This is a genomic window from Mesorhizobium sp. M0119 (genome assembly GCF_040322615.1).
Lineage (GTDB): Bacteria > Pseudomonadota > Alphaproteobacteria > Rhizobiales > Rhizobiaceae > Mesorhizobium.
The window spans coordinates 244179-263108 of sequence record NZ_JAMYTU010000002.1 but is presented as its reverse complement, the minus strand read 5'-3'; the positions used below and the strand labels follow the sequence as shown (position 1 = coordinate 263108).

At 64.5% G+C, this 18930-nt stretch carries 18 protein-coding genes; 12 read left to right on the top strand and 6 right to left on the bottom strand.

The features are described 5' to 3' along the window. The first annotated feature begins 40 nt into the window (after nucleotides 1-40). The 4 genes from pheT to NKJ40_RS03095 are packed head-to-tail and all read left to right on the top strand — an operon-like array spanning nucleotide 41 to nucleotide 4076. Nucleotides 41-2449, top strand: coding sequence for a phenylalanine--tRNA ligase subunit beta (pheT, locus tag NKJ40_RS03110; RefSeq protein WP_352464631.1), 2409 nt, complete (start codon nucleotides 41-43; stop codon nucleotides 2447-2449). Beyond that, nucleotides 2412-3053 (top strand): prolyl hydroxylase family protein, encoded by a 642-nt coding sequence (locus NKJ40_RS03105; RefSeq protein WP_352464629.1) that lies wholly within the window; start codon nucleotides 2412-2414, stop codon nucleotides 3051-3053. Before pheT ends, NKJ40_RS03105 begins: the two co-directional genes overlap by 38 nt. A 13-nt stretch (nucleotides 3054-3066) precedes the next feature. Then, on the top strand, nucleotides 3067-3426 hold the full coding sequence (locus tag NKJ40_RS03100) for a hypothetical protein (protein ID WP_352464628.1): 360 nt from the start codon (nucleotides 3067-3069) through the stop codon (nucleotides 3424-3426). A 47-nt stretch (nucleotides 3427-3473) separates the two neighbouring features. Next, a complete protein-coding gene (locus NKJ40_RS03095; protein ID WP_352464626.1) occupies nucleotides 3474-4076 on the top strand; it encodes a nucleotidyltransferase family protein in 603 nt (200 codons plus the stop codon). 274 nt (nucleotides 4077-4350) lie between these two features. Here the strand turns inward: NKJ40_RS03095 and NKJ40_RS03090 are convergent, their stop codons facing one another. Beyond that, complete coding sequence (locus tag NKJ40_RS03090) at nucleotides 4351-5346, bottom strand: aldo/keto reductase (protein WP_352464624.1); 996 nt, start codon at nucleotides 5344-5346, stop codon at nucleotides 4351-4353. Between the two features lie 105 nt (nucleotides 5347-5451). Here NKJ40_RS03090 and NKJ40_RS03085 point away from each other — a divergent pair, with 105 nt between their 5' ends. The 5 genes from NKJ40_RS03085 to NKJ40_RS03065 all read left to right on the top strand — a co-directional run bounded on the left by NKJ40_RS03085 (nucleotide 5452) and on the right by NKJ40_RS03065 (nucleotide 10792). Continuing rightward, nucleotides 5452-6342 carry a LysR family transcriptional regulator gene (locus NKJ40_RS03085; RefSeq protein WP_352464622.1) on the top strand — a complete coding sequence of 297 codons (891 nt, stop codon included), beginning with the start codon at nucleotides 5452-5454 and terminating at the stop codon, nucleotides 6340-6342. 156 nt (nucleotides 6343-6498) lie between these two features. After that, nucleotides 6499-7077: a cytochrome b gene (locus NKJ40_RS03080; RefSeq protein WP_352464620.1), complete on the top strand. Its 579-nt coding sequence runs from the start codon at nucleotides 6499-6501 to the stop codon at nucleotides 7075-7077. 68 nt (nucleotides 7078-7145) lie between these two features. Next, nucleotides 7146-7721, top strand: a complete 576-nt coding sequence (locus tag NKJ40_RS03075; protein ID WP_352464618.1) for a YceI family protein — start codon at nucleotides 7146-7148, stop codon at nucleotides 7719-7721. A 369-nt stretch (nucleotides 7722-8090) separates the two neighbouring features. Continuing rightward, nucleotides 8091-9077 (top strand): Gfo/Idh/MocA family protein, encoded by a 987-nt coding sequence (locus tag NKJ40_RS03070; RefSeq protein WP_352464617.1) that lies wholly within the window; start codon nucleotides 8091-8093, stop codon nucleotides 9075-9077. 56 nt (nucleotides 9078-9133) lie between these two features. After that, nucleotides 9134-10792, top strand: a complete 1659-nt coding sequence (locus NKJ40_RS03065; protein ID WP_352464616.1) for an FAD-binding dehydrogenase — start codon at nucleotides 9134-9136, stop codon at nucleotides 10790-10792. Between the two features lie 23 nt (nucleotides 10793-10815). Here NKJ40_RS03065 and NKJ40_RS03060 read toward each other — a convergent pair whose 3' ends face one another. Continuing rightward, nucleotides 10816-11562, bottom strand: coding sequence for a GntR family transcriptional regulator (locus NKJ40_RS03060; protein WP_352464615.1), 747 nt, complete (start codon nucleotides 11560-11562; stop codon nucleotides 10816-10818). 99 nt (nucleotides 11563-11661) lie between these two features. Between NKJ40_RS03060 and NKJ40_RS03055 the strand changes: the two genes are divergently transcribed. The 3 genes from NKJ40_RS03055 to NKJ40_RS03045 all read left to right on the top strand — a co-directional run bounded on the left by NKJ40_RS03055 (nucleotide 11662) and on the right by NKJ40_RS03045 (nucleotide 13521). Then, on the top strand, nucleotides 11662-12216 hold the full coding sequence (locus NKJ40_RS03055) for an autotransporter (protein WP_352464613.1): 555 nt from the start codon (nucleotides 11662-11664) through the stop codon (nucleotides 12214-12216). A gap of 157 nt (nucleotides 12217-12373) precedes the next feature. Further along, nucleotides 12374-13159, top strand: a complete 786-nt coding sequence (locus NKJ40_RS03050; RefSeq protein ID WP_023677589.1) for a DUF899 domain-containing protein — start codon at nucleotides 12374-12376, stop codon at nucleotides 13157-13159. Between the two features lie 95 nt (nucleotides 13160-13254). Beyond that, nucleotides 13255-13521 carry a hypothetical protein gene (locus tag NKJ40_RS03045; protein ID WP_352464611.1) on the top strand — a complete coding sequence of 89 codons (267 nt, stop codon included), beginning with the start codon at nucleotides 13255-13257 and terminating at the stop codon, nucleotides 13519-13521. A 46-nt stretch (nucleotides 13522-13567) separates the two neighbouring features. Here NKJ40_RS03045 and NKJ40_RS03040 read toward each other — a convergent pair whose 3' ends face one another. The 4 genes from NKJ40_RS03040 to NKJ40_RS03025 form a co-directional block, all read right to left on the bottom strand. After that, nucleotides 13568-14506 carry an alpha/beta hydrolase gene (locus NKJ40_RS03040; protein WP_352464610.1) on the bottom strand — a complete coding sequence of 313 codons (939 nt, stop codon included), beginning with the start codon at nucleotides 14504-14506 and terminating at the stop codon, nucleotides 13568-13570. Nucleotides 14507-14722: 216 nt separating this feature from the next. Further along, a complete protein-coding gene (locus NKJ40_RS03035) occupies nucleotides 14723-15505 on the bottom strand; it encodes a carnitinyl-CoA dehydratase (RefSeq protein WP_352464608.1) in 783 nt (260 codons plus the stop codon). Beyond that, nucleotides 15498-17576, bottom strand: a complete 2079-nt coding sequence (locus NKJ40_RS03030; RefSeq protein ID WP_352464606.1) for an acetate--CoA ligase family protein — start codon at nucleotides 17574-17576, stop codon at nucleotides 15498-15500. Before NKJ40_RS03030 ends, NKJ40_RS03035 begins: the two co-directional genes overlap by 8 nt. A gap of 186 nt (nucleotides 17577-17762) precedes the next feature. Next, nucleotides 17763-18926 (bottom strand): acyl-CoA dehydrogenase family protein, encoded by a 1164-nt coding sequence (locus tag NKJ40_RS03025; RefSeq protein ID WP_352464604.1) that lies wholly within the window; start codon nucleotides 18924-18926, stop codon nucleotides 17763-17765. Nucleotides 18927-18930 lie beyond the last annotated feature (4 nt).

Genomic DNA, 18930 nt, shown 5'->3' with positions numbered 1-18930 from the left:
GCTTCAAGTGCAGCGTGCCTAGACCAGACGGAACACAGTCATGAAACTTACCCTCTCCTGGCTCAAGGATCATCTCGAGACCGACGCCTCGCTGGCGGAAATCGTCGAGCGTCTCACCTCGATCGGCCTCGAGGTCGAGCATGTCGACGACCGGGCGAGCCTAGCCCCCTTCGTCATCGCCAAGGTGGTGACGGCGGTGCAGCACCCAGACGCCGACCGGCTTCGCGTGCTGACCATCGACACCGGCGACGGCAAGCCGCCTGTGCAGGTCGTGTGTGGAGCGCCGAACGCCCGCGCCGGCCTGATCGGCGCCTTTGCAGCACCCGGCACCTATATTCCCGGCATCGACGTGACGCTGACCGTCGGCAAGATCCGCGGCGTTGAAAGCCACGGCATGATGTGCTCCGAGCGCGAGCTAGAACTGTCCGAGGAGCATGACGGCATCATCGACCTGCCGGCCGATGCGCCTGTCGGTACCAGCTTCGCCGCCTATGCCCATCTCGACGACCCGCTGATCGAGATCAATCTGACGCCGAACCGGCCGGATGCGACCAGCGTCCATGGCATCGCCCGCGATCTGGCGGCGAGCGGGCTCGGCACGCTGAAGAGCGCACCGATAGAGCCGGTCCCCGGCAAGGGCGAGACGCCGGTCAAGGTGACGATCGAAGCGCCGGAGCTCTGTCCCGGTTTTGCGCTGCGCCTGGTGCGCGGCGTCAAGAACGGCCCGTCGCCGAAATGGCTGCAGCAAAGGCTTCTCGCCATCGGCTTGAGGCCGATCAGCGCGCTCGTCGATATCACCAATTACGTCACCTTCGACCGCGGCCGGCCGCTGCATGTCTTCGACGCTAGGAAGGTCACCGGCAATCTCGCCGTGCGCCGGGCGCGTGACGGCGAAAAGGTGCTGGCGCTCGACGGCCGCGAATACACGCTTACGCCGGAGATGTGCGTGATCGCCGACCAGGACGGCATCGAATCGATCGCCGGCATCATGGGCGGCGAGCATTCCGGCTGCGACGAGAACACCACCGACGTGCTGATCGAGTCGGCGCTTTGGGACCCGATCGCGACCGCCCGCACTGGCCGCACGCTCGGCATCATCACCGATGCACGCTATCGGTTCGAGCGTGGCGTCGACCCGGAAATGATGATTCCCGGCGTGGAGCTGGCGACGAAGCTGGTGCTCGATTTCTGCGGCGGCACGCCGGCGCAAACTGAAGTCGTCGGCTATGCCGGCCATCAGCCGAAGATCGTCTCGTTTCCGTTGTCGGAAGTGAAGCGGCTGACCGGCATCGAAGTGCCGCGCTCGACGAGCCTCGACATTCTTGCCCGCCTCGGCTTCGAGCCGGAGGGCACGGGCGATGTCGTCAATGTGGCGGTCCCGTCCTGGCGGCCGGATGTCGCCGGCAAGGCCGACCTGGTCGAGGAGGTCATGCGCATCCACGGCGTCGACAATATCGCGCCGCAGCCGCTCGGCAGCCACGACGCGGTCAACGCCAAGATCCTGACTGTGCTGCAGATCCGCACCCGCGCCGCCAAACGGGCACTTGCCGTGCGCGGCATGATGGAGGCCGTCACCTGGTCGTTCATTCCGGCAAAACACGCCGAATTGTTCGGCGGCGGCCAGCAGGCGCTGAAGCTTGCCAACCCGATCGCCGCCGATATGTCCGACATGCGGCCATCACTGCTGCCGGGGCTGATCGCGGCAGCGCAACGCAATGCCGACAAGGGCATCGGCGATGTCGCGCTGTTCGAAGTGTCGGGCACTTACGAGGGCGACGGCGCCGACCAGCAGCGGCGTGTTGCCGCCGGCGTGCGGCGCGGCACCGCCAAGCTCGAGGGCTCCGGCCGTCATTGGGCCGGCAACGCCGGCGCGGTCGGTGTCTTCGACGCCAAGGCCGACGCGATCGCAGCACTCGAAGCCTGCGGCGCGCCGGTCGAGCGGCTGCAGATCGAGGCTGGCGGCCCGGCCTGGTATCATCCCGGCCGCTCCGGCACGATCAAACTCGGGCCGAAGGTCGTGCTTGGCACATTCGGCGAATTCCATCCGAAGACGCTGGAGGGGCTGGACGTCTCCGGCCCGCTCTGCGGCTTCGAAGTGTTCATCGATGCGGTGCCCGAGCCGAAGGCCAAGCCGACGCGGACGAAGCCGAGGCTCGATCTGTCCCCCTTCCAGGCGGTCAAGCGTGATTTCGCCTTCGTCGTCGACAAGGCGGTCGAAGCCGGCACACTCGTTCGCGCTGCCCTTGCCGCCGACCGGAAGCTGATTTCCGGTGTCTCGGTGTTCGATGTTTTCGAGGGTGCAGCGCTCGGCGCGGCGAAGAAGTCGATCGCCATCGAAGTGTCGATCCAGCCGGTCGAAAAGACGCTGACCGATGAGGATTTCGAGGCGCTTGCCAAGCGCATCGTCGAGAATGTCGGCAAGCAGACCGGCGGCGTGCTCAGAACCTAGAACGGATGCGATGATGGTTCACACCAGCAAGCTCTCCATCACCTGGCTGGCAACTCACATCGGGACGATCGACGGCTTCCTGGATGACCAGGAATGCGCCGATCTGATCGCTGACAGTGAACGGCGCGGTTTCGAGGCGGCCAAGGTGAACAGCTCCGGCGGCGCCACCGTCCTGAAGGAGCTTCGCAACAACGACCGGGTTGTCTTCGATGACGAGGACCTTGCGGATTTGCTCTTCGTACGGGCGCGGCCTCTGCTCTATCGTGGTCTCGGCGACTGGCGCTTGACCGGGCTGAATGAGCGTTTCCGTTTCTATCGCTATGGGCCGGGCCAGAAGTTCGATTGGCACCATGACGGCTATTTCGAGCGCCACGCCTTGGAGCGCAGTCAGTTCACGTTCATGATTTATCTATCGGATGGATTTGAAGGGGGAGGAACCTCGTTTCGCGGCGAGATGCCGGGCTATGCCGGTAGCAGTCTTCTGGTGAAGCCGAAGAAAGGAATGGCACTGGCGTTCTACCATCCGATCGAGCATCGCGGCGACGAGGTGCTGTCGGGGCGCAAGTACGTCATCCGAACGGACGTGATGTACAAGCGCCAATGAAAGGCTGTTCGTTGTGCCGCTGAGCGAGATGCACCTGACCCCGCTGGAAGTGTTTTTCGTCCAGGAGTTCTGCCGTTCCGCCGGCATTTCTCCTGACATGATGAGTGCGCTGAAAGTCAAAGAACGCAGCCGCGATCCTGTGGGATTCATGACCAGAGTCACTCCCTCATCGGTTGCTCCGGAATTGCGATGCGAGAGTCGGGTGTTCAGTTCGCCCAGGGCAGCGCATGTCGGACCCGACCGGCTTCCTTGCGGCATGGTTTTGTTCTTCGACGAAATTACAGGAAGGCTCGCCGCCATCGAGGGCTTTGTATATGGCGAAGAATGGCCCTCAATCGAAGAACCGGTCTTCTGGGCAGAGCCTGACGAATAATGAACTGATGGATTGCGGAGGCATCGCGAATCGCCTTCCAAGAGCCGATGGACCATCTGCGCTATTCCGGGCTCTCCTTCGAAACTCAGCGCACGGCGTTTCTCGACATCGTCTCGAAAGACGCCCTGATCCATGAAGCGCTGGTTCGCGCGCGCGGTCTCTACCTCCCGGACTGGCTGATCGTTTCCGGCGCGCTCTACAACGGCGTCTGGAACCATCTGACCGGCAAGCATTCGGGCTATGGCATCAGGGATGTCGACCTGTTTTATTTCGACGAAAGCGATCTGTCGTACGAGGCCGAGGATTTGGTCATCCGCCGGGCGGCGAAGCAGTTCGAAGGACTGACGCTGCCGGTCGAAGTGCGCAACCAGGCACGGGTGCATCTGTGGTACGAAGCACGCTTCGGGGAAGCCTATCCCCGCCTTGCTTCGTCCGCCGAGGCGCTATCCTGGTTCGCCTCGAAAACCCACGCGGTCGGCGTCCGCTTCGATGCCGCCGGGCAGCTTGATCTGGTGGCGCCGTTCGGGCTCGACGATATCTTTTCGTTTCGCATCACCCCGAACCGGGCGCTGAACAATCAGCGGACGCATGAGGCCAAGGCTGCGCGGGCGCAGGAGCATTGGCCGCAGATATCGGTCGTACCGTGGTGACTTCCTGAAATTGGAAAATGTCGGCGCGAGGCACCCCCCTCTGTCCTGCCGGACATCTCCCCCTCAAGGAGGGAGATTGGACGTCACCTCGTCTTTCGCCAATCGCGGACGTTGCAGGAGTGAGCGGAGAGCCTAAGCTGCCAATCTCCCCCCTTGAGGGGGAGATGTCCGGCAGGACAGAGGGGGGCGCTGTCCCGCCGACGTCTCGCGACTTTCTGCACCGTGCGGCGTTCAAATGGGGCGCCGAAACGCCCCGTTTCGACTACTGTGTCGTTCACCCATTGACCAGCGCCAGCAGCTCTTCGGTGTAGCGCTTGCCCACCACCTTCTCCGGCGACAGGGCGTCGCCGATGGACGCCACTTCGGCCTGGCTCAGCACGATATCGGCTGCCGCCGTATTCTGCTCCAGATGGCGGATTTTTCGTGCACCAGGGATTGGCACGATGAAGTCGCCCTGATGCAGCACCCAGGCGAGCGCCAGCTGCGCCGGCGTCACGCCCTTCTCGGCGGCCATCTTTTCCAGCACGGCGACGACCGCCGCATTGGCCGCCATGGCGTCGGCCTGGAAGCGCGGCAACCCGCGGCGCCAGTCGTCGGCGCCGAGAACATCGGGCTTGGCGATCGTGCCGGTGAGCAGGCCGCGGCCGAGCGGGCTATAGGGGACAAAGCCGATGCCGAGCTCGCGGCAGACGGCAAACACTTCTTCTTCCGGATCGCGGGTCCACAGCGAATACTCGCTCTGCACGGCGGCGATCGGATGCACGGCATGCGCCCGGCGGATGGTAGCCGCACTCGCCTCCGACAGGCCGAGCGCCCGCACCTTGCCCTCGCGCACCAGCTCGGCCATGGCGCCGACCGTATCCTCGATCGGCACGTTGGGGTCGACGCGGTGCTGGTAGTAGAGGTCGATCACTTCAGTATCCAGCCGCTTCAGCGACGCTTCGGCAACCGCCTTGACATGTTCGGGGCGGCTGTCGACGCCGGCCATGCGCTCCATGCCGCTGCCTTCCTCGAGGATCTTGAAGCCGAATTTGGTTGCGATCGTCACCTTGTCACGCACCGGCTTCAGCGCCTTGCCGACCAGGACCTCGTTCTCGTAGGGGCCATAGACTTCGGCCGTGTCGAAGAAATTGACGCCGATCTCGACGGCGTGGCGCAGCGTGGCGATCGCGTCTGCCTCCGGCTGGCCGCCATAGGCAAAGCTCATCCCCATGCAGCCGAGGCCGACCGGGTAGACGTCGAGTTCATTGCCAAGCTTGCGGGTTTGCATCACCTGTCTCCTTGTTGTGATGGTTGTGATGCCGCAGAGATAGCCTCTTGCGCTGCGTTCGATAATCGGCTCTCATCTGCACGGGCTGTTCCAAGAAATAGATCAATGAAGCGAACCCATCTTTCACAGCTCGCTGTGCTGGCAACTGTCGCCCAATGCGGCAGTTTTCGCGGTGCCGCCAAGGAGCTGGCAATCGCGCCATCCGCGGTCAGCCATGCCGTTTCCAGCCTCGAAGCCCGCCTCGGCGTCCGTCTTCTGGCGCGCAGCACGCGCAGCGTCGCCCCGACCGAGGAAGGCGCGCAGCTGCTCGAGCGTCTCAGGCCGGCGCTGTCGGAGATCGACCTGGCGCTGGAATCGGCGATCGAGGCGCGCGACCGGCCAGCCGGCAATCTGAGGCTCAACGTGCCGCGCACCGCGGCCCATCTGACGCTGACGCCTCGACTCGGCGCCTTTGCCGCGGCCTATCCGGACATCGTGCTGGAGATCGTCATCGAGGACCGCTTCACCGATGTCGTCGAAGGCGGCTTCGACGCCGGCGTGCGGCTGGGCGAGAGCCTGCAGCGCGACATGATCGCGGTGCGTATCGGGCCGAACCTCCGCGGCGCCGTGGTCGGCGCGCCATCCTATTTCGAGACCAGGCCCAGGCCGATCCATCCGCACGATCTTGCCGGCCACCGCTGCATCCGTTTCCGCTTCTCCAGCGGCATTCTCTACCGCTGGGAATTCGAGAAAAACGGCGAAGAGATCGAGATAGCGGTGCAAGGGCCGCTGATCCTCGACGAGGACCATCTGATTGCCAACGCCGCGGTTGACGGCGCCGGGCTCGCCTTCGTGTTCGAGGACTATGTCCGCGACGCGCTAGCCGCCGGGAAGCTCGTTCGCGTGCTGGAGGACTGGTGCCCGCCCTTCGACGGCTTCTTCGTCTATTACCCCAGCCGCCGCCAGATGCGGCCGGCACTCAGGGCCTTTGTCGATTTCTTCGGGATGAGTGCATAGGGGCACCGTCGGAACAGCGGAGGGCAATCTCTTCAGGCTGAATGCTCATCTCACGGCCGTTGGCGGCGCCAGCGCCGGCAATTATTCGTCTCCAAACACAAGTGGAACCGCCTTTCTGGCCTGGAAGAAACCCGACCTGGCATTCGTTCACCGACCATGTCTGCACTGCCCAAAAACCAAACGGCCGGCTACGGCTGGACGGCGATCATCCTTCACTGGCTGATCGCGGCGATCTTTATCGGCCAGTTCGTGCTCGGCTTCGTCATGGTGCGGCTGTCCAGCCAGCGCACCGCCTTCGAGCTGATCCAGCTGCATAAATCCTTCGGCTTTCTGCTGCTTGGGCTGGTCATCCTGCGCATCGCCTGGCGCCTAGGCAGACCGGCCCCGCCGCTGCCGCGCTCGGTCGGGCCGTTCGAGCGCCGGATGGCGCCGCTGGTCCATCTCGCGCTCTATGCGTTTCAGCTCGCTCTGCCGTTGTCCGGCTGGGCGCTGGTCTCGGTCTCGGTGCTGGAGATCCCGAGCGTGCCGTTCAATCTGTTTGTCATGCCCAATCTGCCGCTTGGCGTATCGGACATGGCAGAAAGCTTCTGGGCAGCGACGCACTGGTATCTCGCCTATGCCGGCATCGGACTTGTCGCTTTGCATCTCGCCGCAGCGCTGCGCCACCATTTCTGGCTGAGGGATACCGTGCTGACGCGCATGATCACGGCTTCGTCAGATCGCGACACGGAATAGAGCGGACGGCTCATTCGTTGATGGGGCGAGGACGCAAGAAAGCGTTGCCTACCAAGAGGACCATTTCCATGTACGCGCGCATCTTCGGATTTGCGGCCGCCGCCGCTTGTTTTGCCATACCTGTTTTCGCCGCCGTTGCCCTTGGCGACGCGGCCGGCAGCTACACCATCAGCCCGGGGAGTTCCAGCATCCACTTCTCTATCGGCAAGCTCGGCGGCGGCGGGCTCGACGGCGCTTTCTCCCGCTTCAAGGGCAGTATCCTCATCGACAACAGCGATGTCGGCCGGTCCCAAGTCAATTTCACCATCTTTCCCGAAAGCGTCGGTACCGGCCAAAGCCGCATCGACGCCTTTCTCCGCTCGGACGCGGTTTTCGACGCAGCCAACAATCCGGAGATCCAGTTCCGTTCGACCAGCGTCAAACGGACCGGCGACACGTCAGCCCTTGTCACCGGCCGGCTGACGGCGCGCGGCAAGACCTTTCAGGAAAAATTCACGGCCGAGCTTGGCGGCCTCAAGGCGGGCACGATAAAATTCCACGTCACCGGCAAGGTGTTGCGGTCGCGCTATGGCATGGATGTCGGCACGCCGATTTATTCCAACGTCGTCGACTTCGACATGACGCTGACGGGTAGAAGGGGATAGCCTTTGCAGAACCTGGGTTCCTCGCCCCCGCAAAGCGGGGGAGAGGTGGCCCGGCGAAGCCGGGACGGAGAGGGGGACGACGGCCGCCAAGCCAGAATCCTGCAGGGGCAGGGCGCGGACTGATTATGGTGCGAAGCCCATAACGGGCGCGTGAACAGCCAATTCGGCCGCCGCAAAGGCCCCTCTCCGTGGCGGGCTGCGCCCGAGCCACCTCTCCCCACTTCGTGGGGCGAGGAACCCAGGTTCCGCAAGGGCGCCGGCATCCGGACAAGCCGCAGACGATCGCCCTGTTCGCCGCCATGCTCCCGCATTGGCTTTTCTCTTGAATTAGGGCAAACCTCCAGGCCTGCAATCGAGAGGAGAAAGCTGATGTTCCGATGGGGTGTTTTGTCGACGGCCAAGATCGGCCGCGAGCAGCTTTTGCCGGCAATCGTCGAGGCGGAAAATGGCGTGCTGTCGGCGATCGCCAGCCGCGATCTGTCGAAAGCCCGGGCACTCGGTGAACGCTTCGGCGCGCGCCACGCTTTCGGCTCCTATGAGGAGCTGCTCGCCTCCAGCGACATCGACGGCGTCTACATTCCGCTGCCGACCTCGCAGCATGTCGAATGGACGGCCAAGGCGATCGAGGCCGGCAAGCATGTTCTGGTCGAAAAGCCGCTGGCGCTCGATGCCAAGGACATTCCGCCGCTGATCAAGCTGCGCGATGCCAGGAAGGTTCTGGTCTGCGAAGCCTTCATGGTCGTCTACCATCCGCAATGGATCAAGGTGCGCGAGCTGATCGCCAACGGCGCCATCGGCCGGCTGCGCCATGTCCAGGGCGCGTTCTCCTATTACAATGTCGATCCCAACAACATGCGCAACAAGCTCGATCTCGGCGGTGGCGCGCTGCCCGACATCGGCGTCTATCCGACGGTGTCGACACGCTTTTCGACCGGCAAGGAACCGCTGCGCGTCCAGGCGACGATCGAGCGCGACAAGACATTCGGCACCGACATCTATTCCTCGATCCGCGCCGATTTCGGCGACTTCGAGCTGTCCTTCTACCTGTCGACGCAGATGGCGGCGCGGCAGGTGATGGTGTTCCACGGCGAGAAGGGCTTCATCGAGGTGTTCTCACCGTTCAACGCCGGGCTCTACGACCATCACCGCGTCGAGCTGCACAACCAGAACCACAGCGAGGCGCAGGTGTTCCGCTTTCCCGGCACGCAGCAGTACCGGCTGGAAGTCGAGGCCTTCGCGCGGGCTGCGCAGGGCGGCAAGGACCGAGTCTTCACCCTGGAAGAATCGGTGCTCAACCAGAAGGTCATCGATGCCGTCTTCCGCGCCGGCGAGAAGGAAGGCTGGGAGGCAGTCTAGGCCGGCCGTGATCCCACAACGGGACCGGTTTTTGGACGAGATCATGGCCAAATAAAATGCCCGACGACGCGGATGTGATCATTGTCGGCGCCGGCCTTGCCGGTCTTGTCGCGGCGGCCGAACTGACTGCGGCCGGCAAGAAGGCCATCATCGTCGAGCAGGAGCCGGAACAGTCGCTTGGCGGCCAGGCATTCTGGTCGCTCGGCGGCATCTTCCTTGTCGATTCGCCCGAACAGCGGCGCATGCGCATCCGGGATTCGTATGAGCTGGCGCTCGAGGACTGGCTGGGCACCGCAGCCTTCGATCGCGCGGAAGATCTCTGGCCCCGCCGCTGGGCCGAGGCCTATGTCGGCTTCGCCGCCGGCGAGAAGCGTTCCTGGCTCATGCAGCGCGGCCTGAAATTCTTTCCGGTGGTCGGCTGGGCCGAACGCGGCGGCGGCAATGCCGTCGGCCACGGCAATTCGGTGCCGCGCTTCCACATCACCTGGGGCACCGGGCCTGGCGTGCTCGAACCGTTCGTGCAGCGCGTGCGCGAGGCCGTCAAGCGTGGGCTGATCCGCTTCAAATTCCGTCACCGGGTCAACGAATTGACCCGGACGGGCGGCGTCGTCAACGGCGTGCGTGGCGACCTATTGGCGGCGAGCGATGCCGAGCGCGGCCGCAAGAGCTCGCGCGAGATCGCCGGCGATTTCGAGCTGAAGGCGCAGGCCGTCATCGTCGCCTCCGGCGGCATCGGCGCCAATCACCAGCTGGTTCGGGAGAATTGGCCGCAGCGGCTGGGTGCGCCGCCGAAACGCATGATCACCGGCGTTCCCGATTATGTCGATGGCCGCATGCTGGCGATCGCCGAGGCTGCCGGCGGCAGGCTCATCAACCGCGACCGCATGTGGCACTATGTCGAGGGCGTCAGGAACTGGGCACCGATCTGGACCGATCATGCGATCCGCATCCTGCCCGGCCCGTCATCGCTGTGGCTCGATGCGCGCGGCAAACGCCTGCCGGTGCCGCTCTATCCCGGCTTCGATACGCTGGCGACGCTCAGCCGTATCATGAGCACCGGATACGACTATTCCTGGTTCATCCTGACCAGAAAGATCATCCAGAAGGAGTTCGCGCTGTCGGGCTCCGAGCAGAACCCCGATCTGACGGGGAAAAGCTGGCGCCAGGTGCTTGGCCGCGCCACCAGCGGCGTGCCCGCGCCGGTCAGGGCGTTCATGGAGAAGGGCGATGATTTCATCGTCGAGCCCGAGCTGCCGGCGCTGGTCGCCCGCATGAACGCATTGGCCGGCGGCGAGCCGCTGCTCGAACTGGGGCAGGTCGAGCGCGAAATCCGCGCCCGCGACCGGCAGCTCGACAATCCGTTCTCCAAGGACATGCAGATCACCGCGCTGCGCGGTGCGCGCGCCTATCTCGGCGACCGGCTCATCCGCACCGCAAGGCCGCACAAGCTGCTCGATCCCGCCAATGGCCCGCTGATTGCCGTCAGGCTCGGCATCCTGACCCGCAAGACGCTCGGCGGGCTTGAGACTGACCTCGACAGCCGCGTGCTGGGCACCGGCGGCCAACCGGTCGAGGGGCTGTACGCGGTGGGCGAGGCCGCCGGTTTCGGCGGCGGCGGCATGCACGGCTATGCAGCGCTCGAAGGCACGTTTCTCGGCGGCTGCATCTTTTCCGGCCGCAGCGCTGGACGGGCGGCGGCACGCGCGGTGGGGTGAAACAAAGTCGACCGCAACGCGCTTTAGGCGAAGGGCTGCAAATTGACGTCCTGAAGCTTGGAGCCGGCAAGCAAAGCCTCGAGCACCTGCTTTTTGAGAAACAGGCACTGCGAACGGGCAAGTTTGACGATGCCGGAAACGTCGCCTGCTTCGCAGGCAAGAACCAGTTCCTTTTGCTGGGCGATGATCAACTGGGTGAGGTCGCGCGACTTGAACCCGAGGTGGAGAACCCGCGCCGACTGGTCGAGTATCTGGTCCAGCAGATGCGCCAGTCGTAGATTTCCCGAGAGCTCCGCAAGGGCCAGACGAAAGGCACGATCGGCCGCCAGGAAGGCGACGTGGCTGCGTAGCGTCTCCGGCTTCAGCACCTTTTTCGCTGCCAGCCCGATGTCCTCCAGCCCGCGCTCGGTCATGTTCGATGCCGCCACCTTGAACACTTCCGGTTCGATCAAGCTGCGGACATCGAATATCTCGTTGACGTCGCGCAGGCTGAGCGTTGCAACGACGTAGCCGCGGCGCGGCTCGCTCCTGACCAGCCCTTCCTGCATCAGACGGGCCAACGCCGCGCGGATGGTCGCCTTTTTGATCTGGTATCGATCGCCGATCTGTTTCTCGGTCAGCGCTTCACCGGGGCGCAGCACGCAGGCAATGATGTCGTTCCTCAGCTGCTCATATGCCTGTTCCCTGCGAAGGACGTCGGCGGCTGACAGTGCTGTCGCCTCGACCGTGGCCGGCCTTGCCGGTTCGGCCGTCAACTTCGTCGTTTTCATATTTTGTCCGTCTGGCTGTCCGGTTGACGCTGGCATCGGCATTCGCTAGCGTGAGATGCTCAGATTGGTAATCTGAGCATCTCAGGGAGGATAACTGATATGCCTTTACCCGCCAACTCGCCTCTCTACGCCGTTGCCGACGATATCGTCAATGCCGCGAGGGGACCAGATCCCCTCGAAGCGGTAAGGACGGTCCTGGGCGACTACACCAACCGCTTTCACGCATCGGGAACACTCGCTCACGAAGAAGACGACGACGAGGTGCTTCTGCATGCGAGTCCGAACCTGACGATCTATCACATCACTCTGTCGCCCGGCCTGCAGTACCCGCCTCACAACCACCTGATGGATGCCTTGATCGGCATCTACAAGGGCAGCGAGACGAACTTCATCTATCCCGTTGCCGGCAGCGAACTCGATGTTCCCGAAAGGCAGGACATCGCAGCGCCTGCCGTGGTGCACATGGCGTCAAATACCGTTCATGCGGTTGCGAATACGAGCGGTGCGCGATCGGGTGCGCTGCATGTCTACCTCGGCGATCTTACCCGAACCCACCGGCAGCTGTGGAGTCCGGATAGCAACCAGGCCGAGCCGTTTGACAATGACCGCTATCTGGCCGGCGCTCGGCCCATTCAGCAGTCCGGGCACGAATGAGCGCAGGGGCGTCGCCGGCGGCGAAATTGGCCGTGATCAGCGGACCCGTCGGAATCGCGTCACACTTGTCACTCTCGCCAATCCGCTATCGCCCCTATCCTGGCTCACGACCCAACCCGTCGCGCCTGCGGCGACAAACCAGCAAGGGAGATGCACAATGACGGCACATCAGAATGGCACAGGCGAGCAGACGACGCGGCTCGCGATGAAGACACCACCGGTCGTTTCGCCTGACGCGTGGGAGGCCGCGCGCCAGCAGTTGCTCGTGAAGGAGAAGACCGTGACCCGGGCTCGCGACGCACTGGCCGCCGAGCGCCGGCGGATGCCGTGGATGGCGGTGGAGAAGACCTATACGTTCGAAGGGCCTGACGGAAAGGTGAGCCTGCTCGACCTGTTCGAGGGCCGCCGTCAACTGATCGTCTACCGCGCTTTCTTCGAGCCCGGCGTATTCGGCTGGCCCGACCACGCTTGCCGCGGCTGCTCGCTGGGGGCGGACCAGGTCGGCAATCTTGCCCATCTGAACGCCCGCGACACCACGCTTGCCTACGCCTCGCGCGCACCGCAGGCCGACATTGCGCGGCTGAAGGCGCGGATGGACTGGAAGATGCCCTGGTACACCATCACCGACAGCTTCGATGCCGACTTCGGCGTTGACGAATGGCACGGCCATAACGTGTTCATCCGCGATGGCGATCGCGTGTTCCGTACCTACTTCATCAACAACCGCGGCGACGAGGCGATGGGGACCGTATGGAGCTATCTCGACCTGTCGCCGCTCGGCCGCCAGGAGGTTTGGGAGGATTCGCCCGAGGGCTATCCGCAGACGCCGACGTACAAGTGGTGGAACTGGCACGACAATTACGGCGCCGAAGCCGTTCCCGACAAAAAGTGGGTCGAGGTGTCGGACGCCGGAGAGGCCGCGTTCCGGAACCGCACCGAATAGAACGTCTTTGGCGTCGCGGAAATGCGGCTAGGGCAAATGGATGGAGCGGGATGCACGGTTCGACCGCATCCCGCTCGCTATGTAGGACTACGGACATGAGCGAGATTCATGCAGGCGGATCCACCGGCGATGCGACCCCGGCCGGCCATAGTGCAGCCGATTGGCTGTCCTTTGCGGCCGCGCCGACCTTCGCAACCATGGCGCTGCTGACGCTTCTCGGCGGCGCGCCGGACATGATGTGCTCGACCGGGCAAGAGGCGTCACCGCTGGGCGGCATGGTCCCGATGTACCTGCTGATGAGCGGCTTTCATTTAGGACCTTGGCTGAAGCAGGTTTCCGGCCGGCGACGCCGCCGCAAATAGAGCTGTACCGGCCGACAAAGGCCCGTTCTGGTCGGGAAGACATCCCTCACCATATCCACTCGCCCCTTCCCAAAACCGCTACCGCATCGACAATCCGGGTAAAGCTCGAGCGGGCGCGGCCGGCCGTGTGCCTGGCGCGCAAATAGCCATGCACCAGCCCCGGCTCCTCGAGCCACCAGGCGCGCCCGCCCGCGGCAACGATGCGGTCGCGATAGGCTTCGCCGTCCGACGACAGCGGGTCGCATTCAGCGGTGATCACGACGGTGGGCGGCAGATTGGCGAACTCGGCGTCGGCGAGCGGCCACAGAGTGAGATCGCCGGTGCGATCCTCGCCACCGGTCCTGATGTCCCTGTAGAAAACGAGGTCGCGCGCGGTAAGCATCGGCGCTTCCGCGTGGGTGACGTAGGAACCGGCGGAGCTGTCGCCGCCAAGGCCGGGATAGACCAGAATCTGGCCGATCGGCTTGCGCGCATGGCCGCGCGTTGCGTGACTGACAGCGGCGGCGAGATTGCCGCCGGCACTGTCGCCGCAGAGCAGGACAGGACGCTCGTAAGTCGCCGCCGCCCATTCGAAGGCGCTGATGGCATCGTCGAAGGCGGCCGGATGAAGGTGTTCCGGTGCCAGCCGGTAGTCGACCGAAACCACTTCGTAGCCGGTGCGGCTGCAAAGCTCGGCGCAGAGGTCGTCATGGCTGTCGAGCCCGCCGAGGATAAAACCGCCGCCATGGAAATAAAGCACCATCGCCGCCGCTTCCGGCGCCGGGGCGCGGTAGACGCGGATCGGAATGTGCCATGGTGTGGCAATGGCGGTGGTTTCCGCCGTGACGCCTTGGGGATAGCCGGCAAAGAACTCGCGGCACATCCGGTTATAGATCTGGCGCTGCTCGGCGATGGTGTAGTCGATCGTATCGGGCGGATAATAAGAATTGGTCCGCTCGATGAAGGCCCAGGTCTCGGCGTCGATGAGGGTTTTGTAGTCGGTCATGGGCGCTGGATGGATCGCAATGAATCCGCCTGAACACCCCCCTCTGGCCTGCCGGCCATCTCCCCCTCAAGTGGGGAGATCGGCAGCTTCGGCGAAACCGCCTTTTCTCCGGCGTCGACAATTGGCGAAAGCGATGATGACATCCAATCTCCCCCCTTGAGGGGGAGATGTCCGGCAGGACAGAGGGGGGTGAGCGCCATCATTCCTGCAATACCACTACTTCCCCTTCCACACCGGATCGCGCTTTTCGGCAAAGGCGCGAAAGCCCTCGAGATTGTCCTCCGAGCCGTAGAGTGCGTCAACCGTCGACAGTTGCCGGCGCGTCACCCGGTTCATCGCGTCCTGGAAAGTCAGCGATTCTGCGACCCGGGCCGTCTCCTTGATCGCGGCGAAGACCAGCGGCGGGCCGCTGGCGAGCAGCCGCGCGATCTCCCAGACGCGGTCCTCCAGCCTGTCCTTGGGCAGCACCTCGTTGACCAGGCCCCAGCGATTCGCCTCGGCGACGTCCATCCAGCGGCCGGTGAGCAAAAGGTCCATGGCGACATGGTAGGGGATGCGCTTCGGCAGCTTGATCGTCGCCGCATCGGCCAGCGTGCCGGCGCGGATTTCGGGCAGCGCGAAGGAGGAGTGGTCCGACGCATAGATGAGGTCGCAGGATAGCGCCAGTTCGAAGCCGCCGCCGACCGCCATGCCGTTGACGCAGGCGATCACCGGCTTGTTGAGGTCGCGCAGTTCCTGCAGCCCGCCGAAGCCGCCGACGCCGTAGTCGCCGTCGACCGCGTCGCCGCCGGCCGCGGCCTTCAGGTCCCAGCCGGCGCAGAAGAACTTGTCACCGGCGGTCTTGACGATGGCGACGCGCAAGTCGGGATCGTCGCGAAACGCCTTGAAAGTCTCGCCCATCAGCCGCGACGTCTTCAGGTCGATGGCATTGGCCTTGGGCCGGTCGAGCGTGACTTCGAGGACAGCGCCTTCGCGGCGGGTCGAAATGATTTCAGACATTCTTCTTGTCTCCAAGTACCAGCAGCGCATCGGCGATCCAGGCGCCCTTGCCTTCGGTGCAGACGATCAGCGGATTGATGTCGAGTTCCTCGATCTCGCCGGCGTTTTGCTGCACGAAAGCGGCAATGCCAGATATCGCATCGATTGCCGCTGCAACATCGGCCTTCGGCCGACCGCGATAGCCGTCGAGCAGCGGGAACAGTTTCAGCCCGCGCAAAGCGGCCTCGATATCGTCGCGGGTCGCCGGCAGCATCAGCGTGACGCTGTCGCGCAACAGCTCGACCAGCACGCCGCCGGTGCCGAGCGTCATCACCGCGCCGAACATCGGGTCGCGGGTGAAGCCGACGAGCAGCTCGGCGACGCCGTCGCGCACCATGCGCTCGACATAAAGGCCCGTGCCGAGCGGGCCGAGATCGTGGGCGGCGGTGCTGACGGATTCGGCATCCCTCAAATTGAGCCGGACCGCGTCGAGCTCGGACTTGTGGATGACACCAAGGGCCTTCAGCGCCACCGGGAAGCCGAGCGCCATCGAGGAGATGACAGCTTCGACCGCGTTGCCGGCGCGCTCGCCCTTCGGCACGGGGAGCCCGGCCTCGATGAGCCGCGCCTTCGCCTCGGCCTCGTCCGGCGTGACATGGTCGCCGGCCGGCGCGCCGGACGCCGAAGTGTCGATCGGCTGCGCCTGCGGCTCGCGCCAGGCCCAGCCGATGAAGGCCGCCGCCTGGGCGGCGTCAATGGCTTCGGAGATGCCGAACAGCGGCACCATGCCCCGCGCCATCAGCCCGGCAGTGTATTCCTCGGGCAGGTTCTCCGGCAGCGAGGAGACGATCGCGCCTTGCGCGCTGTTGGTCTTCAGCGCCGATTCGAAGGCACGCAGCGTCGCCCACCAGTCGGTGTCCGAGCAGCGGTCGGGGCGCGGGAAATCGAGCACCAGCATGTTGAGGTCGAAGCCGCCCGACACCATCGCGGTGAAGGTGGCGGTCATCGCCGGCTCGTTGTTCCAGATGAAGGTGTGGTAGTCGAGCGGGTTGGCCACCGCGACCAGCGGCCCGAGCGTCGATTTGACATGCGCGCGGTGCTCGGGGGTGAGTGGCGGAAACGTCACCCAGCGGCCTTCGGCGCTGTCGGCCATCACTGACGCCTCGCCGCCCGAACAGCTCATCGACGACAGCCGGTAGCCGGGCAGGGGGCCGGTGACGTGCAGCAGCTTGAGCGCCTCGATGAAGGCCGGGATCGAATCGATGCGCGCGATGCCGAGCCGCTTCAGGAAGGCGCCGGACGCTGCGTCCGAGCCGGCCAGCGACGCGGTATGGGAAACGGCCGCCTGCCGCGCCTGCTCGGAGCGGCCGACCTTCATGGAGATGACAGGCTTTTTCAGCTCGCGCGCCCGTGCCGCCAGCCTTTCGAAGCCGGCTACCGAATCGAAAGCCTCGATATGCAAGCCGAGCGCGGTGACACGGTCGTCCTCGATCAGGCCGAGCGCCATTTCGGAAAGCCCGGTCTGCGCCTGGTTGCCGGCGGTCATCAGAAAGGCGATCGGCAGGCCGCGCTTCTGCATCGTCATGTTGATGGCGATGTTCGACGACTGGGTGATGATGGCAACGCCGCGACCGCCTTCTGGCAGCCTGATGCCGCCATGCTGGTCGGGCCACAAAAGCGCGCCGTCGGCATAGTTGATGAGCCCGTAGCAGTTCGGCCCGATGATTGGCATTTGGCCCGCCGCCGCGACCAGCTCGGCCTGCAGCCGCTCGCCGTCCTCGTCATAGGCCTCGGTTTCGAGGAAGCCGGCGGCGAAGCAGACCGCACCGCCGGCGCCGCGCTCGGCCAGTGCTTTGACCACTTCGATGGTCAAGTGCCGGTTGACGCCGACGAAAGCGGCATCCGGCGCACCGGGCAATTCGGCCACCGAGCGATAGGCCTTGCGGCCGGCGACCTCGGCCTTGCTCGGATGCACCGGCCAGATCTCGCCGGCAAAGCCCATCTTGATCGATTGCGCGACGACGGCGGCAGCCTGCGCACCACCGAAGACCGCGATCGATTTCGGCCGCAAAAGACGTTCAAGCCTGTGCACGAAGACCCCCCTCTGCCCTGCTGGGCATCTCCCCCTCAAGGGGGGAGATTGGCAGCTGGGCCGCCGGCCCGAGGCATGCAACGGTAATAACTGGCGAAATCAGGAATGGCGGCCGATCTCTCCCCTTGAGGGGGAGATGTCCGATAGGACAGAGGGGGGTGGGAAGGAATGCAAACATTGCGCTGTTCAGCCCCCGAACGGGCGCAGCAGCGCCCGCGAGATGATGTGGCGCTGGATTTCCGAAGTGCCTTCCCAGATGCGCTCGACGCGGGCGTCGCGCCAGATGCGCTCGAGCGGCAAATCGTCCATCAGCCCCATGCCGCCATGGATCTGGATCGCCTCGTCGGCGACGAAGGCAAGCATCTCGGTGGCCTTCAGCTTGGCCATGGCCATGTCCTGGTCGGTGACGGTGCCCTGATCGTACTTCCAGCCGGCTTCGAACACCATCAGGTCGGCGGCCTTCAGCTCGGTCGCCATGTCGGCGAGCTTGAACGACACGCCCTGGAACTTGCCGATCGGCTGGCCGAACTGCTGGCGCTGCGCGGCGTATTCGATGGCGTGGCCAAGCGCCCGCTCGGCGCGGCCGAGGCAGGTGGCGCCGACCTGCAGGCGCGTCGCGCCAAGCCATGAATTGGCGACATCGAAGCCTTTGTGGACCTCGCCGAGCACTTGGGCCCCGGGCAGCCGGCAATCGTCGAATTCGAGGATGGCATTGGTGTAGCCGCGATGCGAGACGTTGCGGTAGCCGTCGCGCACCGTAAAACCCTTGGTGCCCTTGTCGACAAAGAAGGCGGTGATCTTCTTGCGTTTTCCACGCGAAGACTCTTCCTCACCCGAGGCCATGAAGACGATGGCGAAATCGGCGAGGTCCGCATGGCTGATGAAATGCTTGGTGCCGTTCAGCACCCAGTCGTCGCCGTCTTGCACGGCGGTTGCCTTCATGCCGCGCAGATCGGAGCCGGCGCCCGGCTCGGTCATTGCCAGGCAATCCCATTTCTCGCCGCGAATGCAGGGAAACAGATATTTTTCGCGCTGCTCCAGCGTGCCGGCGAGAAGGATGTTCGAAGGCCGCGCCACGCAGGTCCAATGCAGCGCGTAATTGGCGCGGCCGAGTTCCTTTTCATAGAGCAGCCAGGTCACCGTATCGAGCCCGGCGCCGCCGACATCGGCCGGCATGTTGGCGGCATAGAGGCCGGCTTCGATCGCCTTGGCCTTGATCTCCTCGATCAGCTCGCGGCGCAGCACGCCGGTACGCTCCACTTCGCGCTCATGTGGGTAAAGCTCGTTCTCGACGAAGGCCCGCGTCGTCTCGACGATGAGCTTCTGCTCCTCCGAAAGACCAAAATCCATGGTC

Bases quoted from the DNA above. Each gene is read 5' to 3' on its own strand.
- pheT (WP_352464631.1), top strand. From the start codon at position 41: ATGAAACTTACCCTCTCCTGGCTCAAGGATCATCTCGAGACCGACGCC.
- NKJ40_RS03105 (WP_352464629.1), top strand. From the start codon at position 2,412: ATGTCGGCAAGCAGACCGGCGGCGTGCTCAGAACCTAGAACGGATGCG.
- NKJ40_RS03095 (WP_352464626.1), top strand. From the start codon at position 3,474: ATGGACCATCTGCGCTATTCCGGGCTCTCCTTCGAAACTCAGCGCACG.
- NKJ40_RS03090 (WP_352464624.1), bottom strand. From the start codon at position 5,346: ATGCAAACCCGCAAGCTTGGCAATGAACTCGACGTCTACCCGGTCGGC.
- NKJ40_RS03085 (WP_352464622.1), top strand. From the start codon at position 5,452: ATGAAGCGAACCCATCTTTCACAGCTCGCTGTGCTGGCAACTGTCGCC.
- NKJ40_RS03080 (WP_352464620.1), top strand. From the start codon at position 6,499: ATGTCTGCACTGCCCAAAAACCAAACGGCCGGCTACGGCTGGACGGCG.
- NKJ40_RS03075 (WP_352464618.1), top strand. From the start codon at position 7,146: ATGTACGCGCGCATCTTCGGATTTGCGGCCGCCGCCGCTTGTTTTGCC.
- NKJ40_RS03070 (WP_352464617.1), top strand. From the start codon at position 8,091: ATGTTCCGATGGGGTGTTTTGTCGACGGCCAAGATCGGCCGCGAGCAG.
- NKJ40_RS03065 (WP_352464616.1), top strand. From the start codon at position 9,134: ATGCCCGACGACGCGGATGTGATCATTGTCGGCGCCGGCCTTGCCGGT.
- NKJ40_RS03060 (WP_352464615.1), bottom strand. From the start codon at position 11,562: ATGAAAACGACGAAGTTGACGGCCGAACCGGCAAGGCCGGCCACGGTC.
- NKJ40_RS03055 (WP_352464613.1), top strand. From the start codon at position 11,662: ATGCCTTTACCCGCCAACTCGCCTCTCTACGCCGTTGCCGACGATATC.
- NKJ40_RS03050 (WP_023677589.1), top strand. From the start codon at position 12,374: ATGACGGCACATCAGAATGGCACAGGCGAGCAGACGACGCGGCTCGCG.
- NKJ40_RS03045 (WP_352464611.1), top strand. From the start codon at position 13,255: ATGAGCGAGATTCATGCAGGCGGATCCACCGGCGATGCGACCCCGGCC.
- NKJ40_RS03040 (WP_352464610.1), bottom strand. From the start codon at position 14,506: ATGACCGACTACAAAACCCTCATCGACGCCGAGACCTGGGCCTTCATC.
- NKJ40_RS03035 (WP_352464608.1), bottom strand. From the start codon at position 15,505: ATGTCTGAAATCATTTCGACCCGCCGCGAAGGCGCTGTCCTCGAAGTC.
- NKJ40_RS03025 (WP_352464604.1), bottom strand. From the start codon at position 18,926: ATGGATTTTGGTCTTTCGGAGGAGCAGAAGCTCATCGTCGAGACGACG.